The sequence below is a fragment of the Pseudomonas sp. CLCA07 genome, assembly GCF_053615335.1.
Window position 1 is genome coordinate 902,275 of record NZ_CM132131.1, and the last position, 14,912, is coordinate 917,186.

The 14,912-nt window shown below is 58.8% G+C and carries 10 protein-coding genes; 5 read left to right on the top strand and 5 right to left on the bottom strand.

The window, feature by feature from the left end:
- Positions 1-34 precede the first annotated feature (34 nt).
- On the bottom strand, positions 35-718 hold the full coding sequence (gene lolD, locus ACWGZX_RS04240; RefSeq protein ID WP_162830870.1) for a lipoprotein-releasing ABC transporter ATP-binding protein LolD: 684 nt from the start codon (positions 716-718) through the stop codon (positions 35-37).
- 7 nt (positions 719-725) lie between these two features.
- Positions 726-1,976, bottom strand: coding sequence for a lipoprotein-releasing ABC transporter permease subunit (locus ACWGZX_RS04245; RefSeq protein WP_223511659.1), 1,251 nt, complete (start codon positions 1,974-1,976; stop codon positions 726-728).
- A gap of 94 nt (positions 1,977-2,070) precedes the next feature.
- Between ACWGZX_RS04245 and ACWGZX_RS04250 the strand changes: the two genes are divergently transcribed.
- Entirely contained in the window at positions 2,071-2,649 is a 579-nt protein-coding gene (locus tag ACWGZX_RS04250) for a PilZ domain-containing protein (protein ID WP_452627410.1), read from the top strand.
- 14 nt (positions 2,650-2,663) lie between these two features.
- Positions 2,664-3,386 (top strand): glycerophosphodiester phosphodiesterase, encoded by a 723-nt coding sequence (locus ACWGZX_RS04255; protein WP_452627411.1) that lies wholly within the window; start codon positions 2,664-2,666, stop codon positions 3,384-3,386.
- 42 nt (positions 3,387-3,428) lie between these two features.
- Here the strand turns inward: ACWGZX_RS04255 and sthA are convergent, their stop codons facing one another.
- The 3 genes from sthA to ACWGZX_RS04270 all read right to left on the bottom strand — a co-directional run bounded on the left by sthA (position 3,429) and on the right by ACWGZX_RS04270 (position 7,784).
- Complete coding sequence (gene sthA, locus ACWGZX_RS04260; RefSeq protein WP_223511662.1) at positions 3,429-4,823, bottom strand: Si-specific NAD(P)(+) transhydrogenase; 1,395 nt, start codon at positions 4,821-4,823, stop codon at positions 3,429-3,431.
- A gap of 208 nt (positions 4,824-5,031) precedes the next feature.
- Positions 5,032-6,048 carry an FAD:protein FMN transferase gene (locus ACWGZX_RS04265; RefSeq protein ID WP_452627412.1) on the bottom strand — a complete coding sequence of 339 codons (1,017 nt, stop codon included), beginning with the start codon at positions 6,046-6,048 and terminating at the stop codon, positions 5,032-5,034.
- A gap of 272 nt (positions 6,049-6,320) precedes the next feature.
- Entirely contained in the window at positions 6,321-7,784 is a 1,464-nt protein-coding gene (locus tag ACWGZX_RS04270; RefSeq protein ID WP_452627413.1) for a glyceraldehyde-3-phosphate dehydrogenase, read from the bottom strand.
- A 363-nt stretch (positions 7,785-8,147) separates the two neighbouring features.
- Between ACWGZX_RS04270 and mfd the strand changes: the two genes are divergently transcribed.
- The 3 genes from mfd to ACWGZX_RS04285 are packed head-to-tail and all read left to right on the top strand — an operon-like array spanning position 8,148 to position 14,873.
- Positions 8,148-11,597 (top strand): transcription-repair coupling factor, encoded by a 3,450-nt coding sequence (gene mfd / locus ACWGZX_RS04275; RefSeq protein WP_452627414.1) that lies wholly within the window; start codon positions 8,148-8,150, stop codon positions 11,595-11,597.
- 10 nt (positions 11,598-11,607) lie between these two features.
- Positions 11,608-12,174 carry a CsiV family protein gene (locus ACWGZX_RS04280; protein ID WP_452627415.1) on the top strand — a complete coding sequence of 189 codons (567 nt, stop codon included), beginning with the start codon at positions 11,608-11,610 and terminating at the stop codon, positions 12,172-12,174.
- Positions 12,175-12,179: 5 nt separating this feature from the next.
- A complete protein-coding gene (locus ACWGZX_RS04285) occupies positions 12,180-14,873 on the top strand; it encodes an SNF2-related protein (protein WP_452627416.1) in 2,694 nt (897 codons plus the stop codon).
- Positions 14,874-14,912 lie beyond the last annotated feature (39 nt).

The following is a 14,912-nucleotide window of genomic DNA, read 5'->3' on the forward strand; positions in this document are numbered from 1 at the left end:
CGGCGTACCGTCTGGTACGTCGGGTTTTGCTCAATCAGATGGGTGTCAGGCAACCTTCCTGCAAATGCAGGACGCGGTCCATCTGGCGGGCCAGGTTCATGTCGTGGGTCACCACCAGGAACGCGGTGCGCATCGACGTGCTGAGTTCCAGCATCAAATCCTGAATGCCTTGGGCGGTGTGGGAGTCGAGGTTGCCGGTCGGCTCATCAAGCATCACCAGCCCTGGATTGTTCACCAGAGCACGAGCGATAGCCACACGCTGGCGTTCACCACCGGACAATTCGGCCGGTTTGTGTTCCAGACGATGCCCCAGCCCTACCCGCTCCAGCAACGCCGTCGCACGCTGACGCGCTTCCGGGATCGACGTCTTGCCAATCAGCAGCGGCATGCAGACGTTTTCCAGCGCGGTGAATTCCGGCAGCAAGTGGTGGAACTGGTACACGAACCCGAGGGCGCGGTTACGCAGCAGGCCGCGATTCTTCTCGCTCAGCGCCGAGAGTTCTTCACCGTCGAGCCAGACACTGCCCTTGGTCGGCGTATCAAGCCCGCCCAGCATATTGAGCAAGGTGCTTTTGCCGGAACCCGACTTGCCGACAATCGCCACGCGCTCACCCGGATGCAGTTCCAGTTGCAGACCGGCCAGAACCTCTACCGACTCCGGGCCTTCCTCGTAGGATTTGCCCAGGTTGCGGCAGCTCAAGATTGCTTTATCACTCATGCCCGACTCACTCATAACGTAGCGCCTCCGCCGGCTGGGTGCGCGCGGCACGCCAGGCTGGATACAGGGTGGCGAGGAAACTCAGGACCAACGCGGCGCCGCAGACCATCAAGACGTCCTGGCTCTGCACTTGCGACGGCAGGTAATCGATGAAGTACACGTCGGCGTTGAGGAATTTATGGCCGATCAGGCCTTCGAGGGCCGAGATCGCTGCGCTGACGTTCAACGCGGCGAAGATCCCGACCACGGCACCAATCAGCGTCCCGACCACCCCGATGACGGTGCCCTGCACCATGAAGATCGCCATGATCGTGCGCGGCGTGGCGCCCAATGTGCGCAATATCGCGATGTCGCCCTTCTTGTCGTTCACCACCATCACCAGTGTGGAAATGATGTTGAAGGCGGCAACGGCGACGATCAGCAGCAACAGCAGACCGATCATGGCTTTTTCCATGCGGATCGCCTGATACAGATTGCCATGGGTACGCGTCCAGTCGCGGGCATAGAAATGGTCTTCACCGAGCTGCTGGGCGATGCTCCACGCGGTGCGCGGCGCCTGGAACAGGTCGTCGAACTTCAGGCGAATGCCCTGTACCTGATCCGGCTTCCAGCGGTGCAGCCTGGCCAGATCCTGCAAGTTGGTGATACCCAGATAACCGTCCAGCTCCCCAGCGCCGACATGGAAGATGCCGACCACGGTAAAGCGTTTCATGCGCGGGAACATGCCGGCCGGGGTCACGGTGACTTCAGGCGCAACAAACGTCAGCTTGTCGCCGATAGCGGCGCCGAGCTTGGCCGCAGCCTTGTCGCCGATGACGATGCCGAATTCACCCGGGACCAGATCGTCGAGTTTGCCCTGCTGCATGAAGTTATCAATGATCGAGACGTTACGCTCCAGCGCAGGATCGATGGCATTGAGCAGGACTTTGGAGACTTTGCCGTTGTTGGTCAGCAAACCCTGCATCTGAGTGAACGGCGCGACGGCCGTCACTTGCGAGTTCTTCTTGACCTTCGCGGCCAGGCTTTGCCAGTCACTGATCGGCTCACCGGACTCGATGGTCGCGTGGGGCACCATGCCCAGCACGCGGGTGCGCATCTCATGATCGAAACCGTTCATGACCGACAGCACGACAATCATCACCACCACGCCAAGGGCGAGTCCGATCATTGAAGTCAGGGAAATGAACGACACAAAATGATTGCGACGCTTTGCACGGGTATAACGCGTGCCAATAAATACGAAGAGAGGTCTGAACATGTCGGGGCTTGTTCGGAGGGAAAAGGAACGTCCTTGTGGCGGGGGTCGATAACCAGCTTTACACTCAGACCACCGCCGCTACCATGGGTTCGCCATGTCGACATTAGATGAAGAAGATCGCCGCGAATACTACCGTATCGAGGACACGATCGCACTGGAAATTCGGACCCTGTCAGCTCCCGAGGCCGCTGGCCAGGAAGTGTTGCAGGATGCTTCTCCATTGTTCAATTTGCTTAGCGAGCTGCACCTGAGCGAATTCGAGTCGCAACACCTGTTACGCCAGATCAGTGAGCGCGACCGCAACCTTGCGGCGTTCCTGAAATCCCAGAACAAACGCATCGATTTACTGAGCCAGGTGATCGCAATCACTGTGCTTGGGCAGATCGGCGAGCCTCAGCCGGTGGTTATTTCCGAAGGCGGCATTGAGTTCCTTCATCCGACGCCTATCGCCGTGGGCACGCACCTGTCGGTCAAGCTGGTGCTGATGCCGCAAGCCCTCGGCCTGTTGCTGCGAGCCCGTGTCACCCATTGCGACCGCAAGGCTGGCAGCTTTGATGTCGGCACCGAGTTCGAACGCCCGACCGATGCTCAGCGACAGTTGCTGGCCCGTTACATTTTGCAGAAGCAGGCCCAGGAACGACGACTGGCCCGTGAAAACGAATCAAGCATTTAATTTAAGGAAGAACCGTGACCCTCATCTACGGCCATCGCGGCGCCAAGGGCGAAGCACCGGAAAACACCCTGACCAGCTTTCAGCAATGCCTCAAGCACGGCATTCGCCGTTGCGAGCTGGACCTGCACCTGTCCATGGACAACGAGTTGATGGTCATCCACGACACGACACTCAAGCGCACCACCGACCGGCGCGGCAAGGTCGTCGAGCATACGGCGGCGGAACTGGTGACTTATGACGCGCGCAACGGCGGCCCAGGCTGGATCAAACCCTGCCCGATCCCGACGCTGGAAGAATTGTTCGAGAAGTGCGACTTCGATCACTGGCAACTGGAAGTCAAAAGCGCCTCACGCACCCGTGCTGCCACGACTGTGCTGGCGATTCGTGAAATGGCTCAGAGTTTCGGCCTGCTCGACAAGGTCACTATTACCTCAAGTTCACGCGAAGTGCTCAAAGCCGCGCTGGACCTGGTGCCGGACGTGTCTCGCGGATTGGTGGCCGAGTACGCCTGGCTCGACCCGCTGAAGGTCGCGCAAAGCTATGGCTGTGAAATTTTGGCGTTGAACTGGACCCTGTGTACGCCGGAACGCCTGCAGAAGGCGCAGCGTCAGGGGCTGCATGTGTCGGTGTGGACAGTCAACGAGCCCGCGCTAATGCGCAGACTCGCCGACTTCGGCGTTGACAGCCTGATTACAGACTTTCCCGGTTTGGCCAGCGCCACGCTCGAGAGTTGCTGAAATCGGTCTCCCCGGCCGGCTCAGGCCACCGGCCGGAGCCGCTCAAAAAAGCCGGTTGAGGCCATCGTACGCTGCTACCCGATAGGCTTCGGCCATGGTCGGGTAGTTGAACGTCGTGTTGACGAAATACTTCAGCGTGTTCAGTTCGCCCGGCTGGTTCATGATCGCCTGACCGATGTGCACGATCTCCGACGCCTGATAACCGAAGCAGTGTACGCCCAGCACTTCCAGGGTTTCGCGGTGGAACAGGATCTTCAGCATGCCTTGCGGCTCGCCGGCAATTTGCGCGCGCGCCATGCCCTTGAAGAACGCCTTGCCCACTTCGTACGGCACCTTGGCCTGAGTCAGTTCCTGCTCGTTCTTGCCGATCGAGCTGATCTCCGGAATGGTGTAGATGCCGGTCGGAACGTCATTCACAAAACGCCAGCTACCGTTTTCGATGATACTGCCAGCGGCCGAACGACCCTGGTCATGTGCGGCACTCGCCAGGCTCGGCCAGCCAATCACGTCACCGGCGCCGTAAATGTTCGGTACGCAGGTGCGATAGGCTTCGTCCACTTCGATCTGACCACGGCTGTTGACCTTCACGCCGATGTTTTCCAGACCCAACTGATCGGTGTTGCCGGTACGACCGTTGCACCAGAGCAAGGCGTCGGCCTTGATCTTCTTGCCGGACTTGAGGTGCAGGATTACACCGTTGTCTACGCCTTCGACACGGTCGTAGTCTTCGTTGTGGCGGACCGTGATGTTGTTGTTGCTGAAGTGGTAGCTCAACGCCTGGGAAATTTCCGAGTCGAGGAAGCTCAGCAACTGACCGCGGTTATCCACCAGCTCAACCAGAACACCCAGACCACTGAAGATCGAGGCGTACTCGCAACCGATCACGCCAGCGCCGTAGACGATGAGTTTGCGCGGGGTGTGGCCGAGGCTGAGAATGGTGTCGCTATCGTAGATACGCGGGTGGTGGAAATCGATGTCCGCCGGGCGATAAGGACGCGAGCCGGTGGCGATGATGATGTGCTTGGCGACAAGCTTTTCAACCACACCGTTGGCGCAGACCACTTCGATGGTTTGCTCGTCGGCGAAGCTGCCGGTGCCGAAGAACACGTCGACACGGTTACGGGCGTAGTAGCCGGTGCGCGAAGCAACTTGTTTGGAAATGACTTTCTCGGCGCTTTTCAGTACGTCCGGGAACGAGAACCAGCGCGGCTCACCAATGGCCCGGAACATCGGGTTGGTGTTGAACTGCATGATCTGCCGGACCGAGTGACGCAGTGCCTTGGACGGGATGGTACCCAAGTGGGTGCAGTTGCCGCCGACCTGGCGACGGCTATCGACCATCGCCACCTTGCGCCCTGCTTTGGCGGCGTTCATTGCCGCGCCTTCTCCCGCCGGGCCGGAACCCAGCACCACCACGTCGTAGTTGTAGACAGCCATGCGTACTCCTCAGAACAGGCCGCGGCGCCATCGGCACCCTGCGGCTAAATCACGCCGATCTGTGGCGTGAAGGAACAATTTGGGGCCAGTGCAGAACCCGGACACAGTCTATAGAAGCGTCAACGCCGCGCACATTAACCCTTGGTCGCGTCGTAGGCTAGTTTTGCCTGCACTACAACGCCAGTCTTTAACGCTTGAATCGCTGTCATCACTCGGTTTTACCGCCACTTTGGCGTTCAAAAGCCTGATTGGTTCGTGTGACGAAACCTGTATCGGCACGAATCACAAAGAATGCACCGATGTCATGCGCCTGGGCATAGTCCCAACCCCGTTCAGGGCCGAGAATCAGCAACAGCGTCGATAGTCCATCGGCCATCAGCGCTGAAGGATGAATCACCGTGACTGACGCCAGGGTGTGTAGGACCGGCGCACCGGTGCGGGCATCGAAGGTGTGGGAATAACGCCTTCCGTCCTGCTGAAAATAATTGCGATAGTCGCCGGAGGTGGACACGCCATAGCCGTCGACCGCGATAACTTTTTGCGCAACTTGCTGATCATCCCGGGGTTCTTCGAGGGCAATACGCCAAGGTGAACCGTCAATTTTTTTGCCTGCGGCCTTGAGCTCTCCCGTGGCTTCGGCGAGGTAATTGTGAATGCCCATGGCATCGAGTTTTGCAGCAATGGTGTCGACGGCATAACCGGCGGCGATGCTATTGAAGTCGACTTCGACGGCGGCATCCTTGCACAACTGATCGTGGTCGATGCGCAGATGCTGGTAACCGACTCGCTGTCGCACTTCGGCCAGTGCCTGAGCGGCCGGGACTTTTTCCTCACGCGCCTGCGGGCCGAACCCCCACAGGTTGAGCAGAGGTTCTACCGTCAGGTCGTAGGAGCCTTCGCTTTGTTCTGAAAGCTGTTCACCAACGCGGATTAATCCGAGGACTGGTTCGGGCATTTTCTGACAGCGATTGGCGGGGAGATCATTGAAGCGCTCGATTTCCGAGTCGCTGCGATAGGTCGACATTTGTTGATCAACATCGGCGAGGATTTTTTCGACCTCGGCCCGGACTTTTTTTGGGGCGGGCAGCCCCGCGCGGCGCACATATTTGATCGAATAAGTGCTGCCCATGGTGGGGCCGCCGAAGCTTTCCATGGAGTCGCTGTTGCCGCAGCCGGCCAAGGCTCCGAACAGCACAAAGAAAACACCCTGCCACCTTTCCAACAATTCCTACGCTCCCCAAGCCAATTCCTGACACAACGCCAGGCCAGCCATTATGCGATAGAAATCCGGGAAGAGCCGGGTGTGACAGCCAGCTTCAATGCTATGTTTTCTGACGCCTTCGCGAGCAGGCTCGCTCCCACAGGTTTTGATAGAGTTCACACAAACCATTGTGGGAGCGAGCCTGCTCGCGATGAGGCCGGCTGGAGCAACCCGAAATCATGCACAAAAAAAAACGCCCCGACCAAAGTCGGGGCGTTTTCATGTGTAGCTAACGCTTAGCGCGGGAATGCTGGCGGGTTTACACCGGCCATGTCTTCCATCACGCGTACCACCTGGCAGCTGTAACCGAATTCGTTGTCGTACCAAACGTACAGAACAACGCGGTTGTCTTGGCTGATGGTCGCTTCAGCGTCCACAACGCCTGCGTGGCGCGAGCCAACGAAGTCGGTGGAAACCACTTCCTGCGAGTTGACGTAGTCGATTTGCTTATGCAGATCGGAGTGCAGCGCCATGTAGCGCAGGTACTCGTTCATCTCTTCGCGGGTGGCAGCTTTCTCAAGGTTCAGGTTGAGAATGGCCATCGACACGTTTGGCGTCGGAACGCGGATCGCGTTACCGGTCAACTTGCCAGCCAGCTCAGGCAGTGCCTTGGCAGCAGCAGTGGCAGCACCAGTCTCGGTGATCACCATGTTCAGCGCGGCGCTACGGCCACGGCGATCGCCTTTGTGGAAGTTGTCGATCAGGTTCTGGTCGTTGGTGTACGAGTGAACGGTTTCAACGTGACCATTAATGATGCCGAACTTGTCGTTCACAGCTTTCAGCACCGGCACGATGGCGTTGGTGGTGCAGGAAGCGGCGGAAACGATCTTGTCGTCAGCGGTGATTTCACCGTGGTTGATGCCGTGAACGATGTTCTTCAGCTTGCCTTTACCCGGCGCGGTCAGAACAACACGGTCGATACCCGGGCAAGCCAGGTGTTGGCCCAGGCCATCGGCGTCACGCCATACACCGGTGTTGTCCACCAGCAGCGCGTCTTTGATGCCGTACTGGGTGTAATCCACCTCAGTCGGGTTTTTCGCGTAGATAACCTGGATCAGGTTGCCGTTGGCGGTGATGGTGCTGTTGGCTTCATCAATGGTGATGGTGCCATCGAACGGACCATGAACCGAGTCACGACGCAGCAGGCTTGCACGCTTGACCAGATCGTTCTCGGCGCCCTTGCGGACAACGATGGCGCGCAGACGCAGGCCGTCGCCACCACCGGTTTTCTCGATCAGGATGCGCGCCAGCAGACGGCCGATACGACCGAAGCCGTACAGGACAACGTCGGTGCCTTTACGAGCGGCAATGTTCTGCTGACCAACCACGTCAGCCAGTTCTTCACGGACGAACTGCTCGGCAGTACGACCTTTGCCTTCGGCCTTGAACTTGACCGCAAGCTTGCCCAGGTCTACCGAAGCGGCGCCGAGCTTGAGCTCGCTCATCGCCTTGAGCAGCGGGAATGTTTCGTGGACGGACAATTCGCTGTCATCGGACTGACGATGACGAGCAAAGCGGTGAGCTTTGAGAATCGCAATGACTGAACGGTTGATCAGGCTGCGGCCATAGATCGAGCTCACCACGTTGTTATTGCGGTAGAGCTGACCGATAAGCGGAATCATCGCTTCTGCGAGTGCTTCACGGTCGATCCATTCACCAAGACACTGGTCGGGCTTCTGAGTCACGGGAACCTTCCACATGTAGGGGCAGAAAAAAGGGGCTACATTATGCCGCCGACTCCCTCCCGTAGCAATGCGCGCTTGTCGTGCGATCCGTAACAATTTCCTGTTCAAAAAAATTACGCCCCGCTAAAGCCCAATAAAACCGGGCCTTGCAGCACAGTCAATTTTTTGGAGACAACGCTACCTTATCCGTAACCCTCCGTAACACCGGGTGGTTTTGCCACTACATATTCAGCAATTTTCAGTAAAAAACCGGCAGATTTTGTCTTTACCACTACATTTCGCCAAACCTGCGTAATAGACACAGTCTGCAACTGACAGGCGGCACCCGGGACCGCTACAATTACCGACTTTGTCGCAACGCTTGGAGCTCAACCTTCCGTGCCCGTTCTGCGTCTACCGCTTCTCCCTGCCGCGGCAGGTAAACAGCACTGGGGCAACCTGCCCGGTGCCGCCCTCAGCCTGGCCATCGCCGAGGCTGCCAGCGCTGCCAAGCGCTTTACCCTGCTGCTGACCGCCGACAGCCAAAGTGCCGAACGGCTTGAGCAGGAGCTGAGTTTCTTCGCCCCGGATTTGCCCGTGTTGCACTTCCCGGACTGGGAAACCCTGCCCTACGATCTGTTTTCGCCGCACCAGGACATTATTTCCCAGCGCATCGCCGCCCTTTACAGGCTGCCGGAGCTGAGCCATGGCGTTCTGGTGGTGCCGATCACCACCGCCCTGCATCGCCTGGCGCCGACCAAGTTCCTGCTGGGCAGCAGCCTGGTGCTGGATGTTGGCCAGAAGCTCGACGTCGAACAAATGCGCACCCGGCTCGAAGCCAGCGGCTATCGCTACGTCGACACGGTGTACGAGCATGGCGAGTTCACTGTGCGCGGTTCGCTGATCGATCTGTTCCCGATGGGCAGCAAACTGCCCTTCCGCATCGACCTGTTCGATGACGAAATCGAGACGCTGCGTACATTCGATCCGGAAAACCAGCGCTCCATCGACAAGGTCGACACCGTCCGCCTATTGCCTGCGCGTGAGTTTCCGCTGCAAAAAGATGCGGTCACCCGCTTCAAGGCACGCTTCCGTGAGCGCTTTGATGTCGACTTCCGCCGCTGCCCGATCTTTCAGGATTTGAGCAGCGGGATTACACCGGCCGGTATCGAGTACTACCTGCCGCTGTTCTTCGATGAAACCTCGACACTGTTCGATTACCTGCCGCAGGACACGCAAGTGTTTTCCCTGCCGGGCATCGAGCAAGCGGCGGAAAATTTCTGGAATGACGTGCGCAACCGTTATGAAGAACGCCGCGTCGACCCGTCCCGTCCTTTATTGCCGCCTGCCGAGTTGTTCCTGCCGGTGGAAGATTGCTTTGCCCGCCTGAAAAGCTGGCCGCGCGTGGTTGCCAGCCAACAGGACGTGGAAACCGGTGTCGGCCGCGAACGTTTCCCTGCGCGGGAATTGCCGAACCTGGCCATCGAAGCCAAGGCCACTCAGCCACTGGCAGCGCTGGCGGGTTTCCTCGACGAATTCCCCGGACGCGTGCTGTTCACCGCCGAGTCAGCGGGTCGTCGCGAAGTGCTGCTGGAATTGCTCGAACGCTTGAAGCTGCGACCGAAAACCGTCGACAGCTGGCCAGACTTCGTCGCGAGCAAGGAGCGTCTGGCGATCACCATCGCCCCGCTCGATGAAGGCCTGGTACTCGATAATCCGGCCTTGGCGCTGGTGGCCGAAAGCCCGTTGTTTGGTCAACGCGTGATGCAGCGTCGTCGCCGCGAAAAACGTGCCGACGCCAACAACGATGCAGTCATCAAGAACCTCACCGAATTGCGCGAAGGCGCGCCGGTGGTGCACATCGATCACGGCGTCGGTCGCTACCTCGGGTTAGCGACACTGGAAATCGACGATCAGGCCGCCGAATTCCTCACGCTGCAATACGCCGAAGGCGCCAAGCTGTACGTGCCGGTGGCCAACCTGCACCTGATCGCGCGTTACACCGGCAGCGACGATGCCTTGGCCCCGCTGCATCGTCTCGGTTCCGAAACCTGGCAAAAAGCCAAACGCAAAGCCGCCGAACAGGTGCGCGACGTCGCCGCAGAATTGCTCGACATTTATGCCCGTCGCGCCGCCCGCGAAGGCTATGCCTTCGAAGATCCAAAAGCTGACTACGCGACGTTCAGCGCCGGGTTCCCGTTCGAAGAAACCCCGGACCAGCAAACCACCATCGATGCGGTACGCGGCGACATGCTCGCGCCGAAGCCGATGGACCGACTGGTCTGCGGCGATGTCGGTTTCGGCAAGACCGAAGTAGCGATGCGCGCAGCCTTCATCGCGGTGCATGGCGGTCGGCAGGTAGCGATTCTGGTGCCAACCACCTTGCTCGCCCAACAGCATTACAACAGCTTCCGCGACCGTTTCGCCGATTGGCCGGTGACCGTGGAAGTGATGAGCCGCTTCAAGTCGACCAAGGAAGTGAACGCCGCCGTCGCGGACCTGGCCGAAGGCAAGATCGACATCGTGATCGGCACGCACAAGCTGCTGCAAGATGACGTGAAGATCAAAAACCTCGGGCTGGTGATCATCGACGAAGAGCACCGTTTTGGTGTGCGTCAGAAGGAACAGCTCAAGGCCCTGCGCAGTGAAGTCGACATTCTCACCCTGACTGCCACGCCAATTCCGCGCACGCTGAACATGGCAGTGTCGGGCATGCGTGACCTGTCGATTATCGCCACCCCGCCGGCCCGTCGCCTGTCGGTGCGGACCTTCGTCATGGAACAGAACAAGAGCACGGTCAAAGAGGCCCTGCTGCGTGAATTGCTGCGTGGCGGCCAGGTTTACTACCTGCACAACGACGTGAAGACCATCGAGAAATGCGCCGCCGACCTCGCCGAACTGGTGCCGGAAGCACGGATCGGCATCGGCCACGGGCAGATGCGCGAGCGTGAACTCGAACAGGTGATGAGCGACTTCTACCACAAGCGCTTCAACGTGCTGATCGCCTCGACCATTATCGAGACCGGCATCGACGTGCCGAGCGCTAACACCATCATCATCGAGCGTGCCGACAAGTTTGGCCTGGCGCAGTTGCACCAGTTGCGCGGTCGTGTCGGTCGCAGTCACCACCAGGCTTATGCGTACCTGCTGACGCCGCCGCGCCAGCAAATCACCCCGGATGCGGAAAAGCGTCTGGAAGCGATCGCCAACACCCAGGACCTCGGTGCAGGCTTCGTGCTGGCGACCAACGACCTGGAAATCCGTGGCGCCGGCGAGCTGTTGGGCGATGGTCAGAGTGGGCAGATCCAGGCGGTTGGCTTTACGCTGTACATGGAAATGCTCGAGCGCGCGGTGAAGTCGATCCGCAAGGGCGAGCAGCCGAACCTTGATCAGCCGCTGGGCGGTGGTCCGGAAGTCAACCTGCGCGTACCGGCGTTGATTCCCGAAGACTATTTGCCAGACGTTCACGCTCGATTGATTCTCTACAAACGCATCGCCTCGGCCACCGATGAAGACGGCCTCAAAGATCTGCAAGTAGAAATGATCGACCGTTTCGGCCTGCTACCAGAGCCGACCAAGAACCTGATCCGCATCACATCGCTGAAGTTGCAGGCTGAATTGCTGGGCATCAAGAAAGTCGACGGCGGCCCGCAAGGTGGCCGCATCGAGTTTGCGGCACAGACGCCGGTCGACCCGCTGACACTGATCAAACTGATTCAGGGCCAGCCCAAACGCTATAAATTCGAAGGCGCCACGATGTTTAAATTCATGGTGCCGATGGAGCGTTCGGAAGAACGCTTTAATACTGTAGAGGCGCTGCTTGAGCTCCTTATCCCGAAAACTGCTTGAAGGACGCCGCATGCGCCTGTTTCGCTCATTGCCCCTGCTTATAACGCTGCTCGCACCCACCGCGTTTGCCGATGATCTGTATCAGATTGAAATGATTCTGGTCCGACAAAACGCCGTGCCCGCCATCGTCAGCCGCGCGGCACCGGAAGACTGGGCCGCCGGCGCGCAGCCCATCAGCAAAGACAGCCTGCGCACGCCGAGCCTGAATGGCGAAGTGGAAAAACTCACCGCCAGCGCTGACTACACTGTGTTACTGCACAAGGCCTGGCAACAAACCCTCGGCGAACAAGACAGCAAAATCGCGATCAGCGACGGCAAGGAACAATACGGTCAGTTCCCGATTGAGGGCACCTTGAACCTGAAGCTGGGGCGCTTCACCGACGTCGACGCCGATTTCTGGGTCAACCAGATCGATGGCAACGGCACAGTCACCGCCAGCGAACGCCTCAAGCAAGAAAGCCATACCAAGAACGGCGAGCTGAACTTCCTCGACAACGGCCACCTCGGCCTGTTGATCAAGATCACCTCGCTCACCGCCCCTGCTCCTCGGCCAGTCCCCGAAGAAATTCCGGACTGATTGCTATGCCCTCGCCCCTGAGCAAACCCCTGGCACCTTCCTGGGTCAGCCGATTCAAGGAACAAAGCCTGGAGCGTGGCCGTCGCTACGCGCTGGAGAACCGCGTCAGGATCGTCGAGGTCGGTGACGCTACGATCACCGCTGCGTGCGAAGGCTCGGGCGGTAATGTTTACCGTCAGACCATTCGCCTGCGTGAGTCAGCCAAAGCCACCTTGCTGATGGTTGACGCGACCTGCACCTGCCCGGTTCACAGCAACTGCAAACATTGCGCAGCGGTGTTGCTAAAGGTGCAAGAAACACTGGCCTACCCCGCGGCTGCGCAAGATGCCGATCTGCTGGAAAAACTTCAGGCCGTACTGGAAAACCGCGGCCCTAAAGCACCGCCGCAAGTGCTTGTGGATAACGTTCAACCGGTGCCGCGCTTGTGGCTGGCGAGCATCGAGTTCAGCGCCTTCGAACCGCGCAACGGCAAGATGCAGCGCTACATTCAGCATCGTGCGGCATTGTCTTTTAGCTATCTGGATGAATACGTTTGCGGACAAAAGAACGCCGATATTCTGATTCGCCAGGAAACCCAGACGCTGCGGATAAAACGTCACCCGGATGTCGAACAGACCTACAGGGAACAGTTACGAATCCTCGGCTTCAAGATTGCCACCCGACAAAGCAAAGCCTTGCCGGAAAGTGCCGGCGAACTCTACGAGATGGTCAACGACAGCGCCTGGCTGACGTTCACCCTCAATGAAATACCCAAGCTGCGCACCCAGGGCTGGGAGCTGCAAATCGACGAAGACTTCGGTTTCGACCTGACCGCCGTGGACGACTGGTACGCCACCGTCGAGCAGGTGCCGGAGCGCGACTGGTTTGATCTGGAACTGGGGATCATCGTCAACGGCGAGCGCCTGAGTTTGCTGCCGATCCTGTTGAACCTGATGCGCTCGCACACTGAAATTCTCAATCCGGAACGCCTCGCCCGACGTCGCGACGATGAGCTGATCCTGGTGAACATCCCCAATCGCCCGAACTCCGAGTACGGCCCGCTGCAAGTCGCCCTGCCCTTCGGCCGCTTGAAGCCGGTGCTGGCGACGCTCGGCGAGTTCTATCTGCAAGAACCTGGCGAAACCACACTACGGCTGAGCAAGGCCGACGCGACGCGCCTGAATCCGCTGGAAGACTTGCCGCTACTCTGGGAAGGTGGCGAACAGATCCGCACCTTTGCCCAGCGTTTACGCGACATCAAGGACCACACCGCAACCGCACCTGAAGGCTTGAACGCAACCCTTCGCCCCTATCAGCTCGAAGGCTTGAGCTGGATGCAATCACTGCGGCAACTGGAGGTCGGCGGGATTCTCGCGGACGACATGGGCCTGGGTAAAACCCTACAAACCCTGGCGCATGTTCTCACTGAGAAAGCGGCTGGACGCCTCGATCGGCCGTGCATGGTGGTGATGCCCACCAGCCTGATTCCGAACTGGCTCGACGAAGCAGCGCACTTCACGCCGCAACTCAAAGTGCTGGCGCTGTACGGTGCCAGTCGCAAAAAACACTTCGATAATATGGCCGACTACGACCTGATCCTGACCACCTATGCGCTGCTGCCCAAGGACGTCGAACGCCTCGCCGCGCAGCCTTTGCATGTGCTGGTGCTGGATGAAGCGCAGTACATCAAAAACCCCAACAGCAAGGCGGCGCAGGCGGCGCGCGAGCTGAATGCGCGTCAACGTTTGTGCCTCAGTGGTACGCCGCTGGAAAACCACCTGGGTGAGTTGTGGTCGCTGTTTCACTTCCTGCTGCCGGGCTGGCTTGGCGATGTGAAAAGCTTCAACCGCGATTACCGTGTGCCGATTGAAAAGCGCGCCAGTGAAGTCAGACTTCAACACCTCAACGGTCGGATCAAACCGTTTCTGCTGCGTAGGACCAAGGAACAGGTCGCGACGGAATTACCGCCGAAGACTGAAATCATTCACTGGGTCGAACTCAACGAAGCGCAGCGCGACGTGTACGAAACCATGCGCCTGGCGATGGACAAGAAAGTCAGCGACGAGATCACCCGCAAAGGCGTGGCGCGCAGCCAGATCATCATTCTTGAGGCGCTATTGAAACTGCGTCAGGTGTGCTGTGATTTGCGCCTGGTTAACGATGCCGTCCTGCCGACTCGCGGCAGCACATCGGGCAAGCTCGACAGTTTGATGGAAATGCTTGATGAGTTGTTCGAGGAGGGTCGGCGGATTCTGTTGTTCTCGCAGTTCACGTCAATGCTGGCGCTCATCGAGGTCGAGCTAACGAAACGTGGCGTTGAGTATGCGCTGCTGACCGGACAGACCCGCGACCGACGCGCACCGGTGAAAGACTTTCAGAGCGGCAAGCGTCAGATTTTTCTCATCAGTTTGAAGGCCGGCGGTGTTGGTTTGAACCTGACCGAAGCGGATACAGTCATTCACTACGATCCATGGTGGAACCCGGCGACGGAGAATCAGGCAACTGACCGGGCATACCGTATCGGTCAGGAGAAGCCGGTATTCGTCTACAAGATGATTGCCCGGGGGACCGTCGAGGAGAAGATTCAGCATCTGCAGAAAGAAAAATCCGACCTGGCCGCCGGCGTTCTGGATGGACGCAAGACCGGGGACTGGAAGTTGCAGAGTGATGATATTGAAGCGCTGTTTGCGCCGTTGCCGGATAAGCTGGAAAAACGCTGAGGCTAGTATTGCCAGATACATTGCCATCGCGAGCAGGCT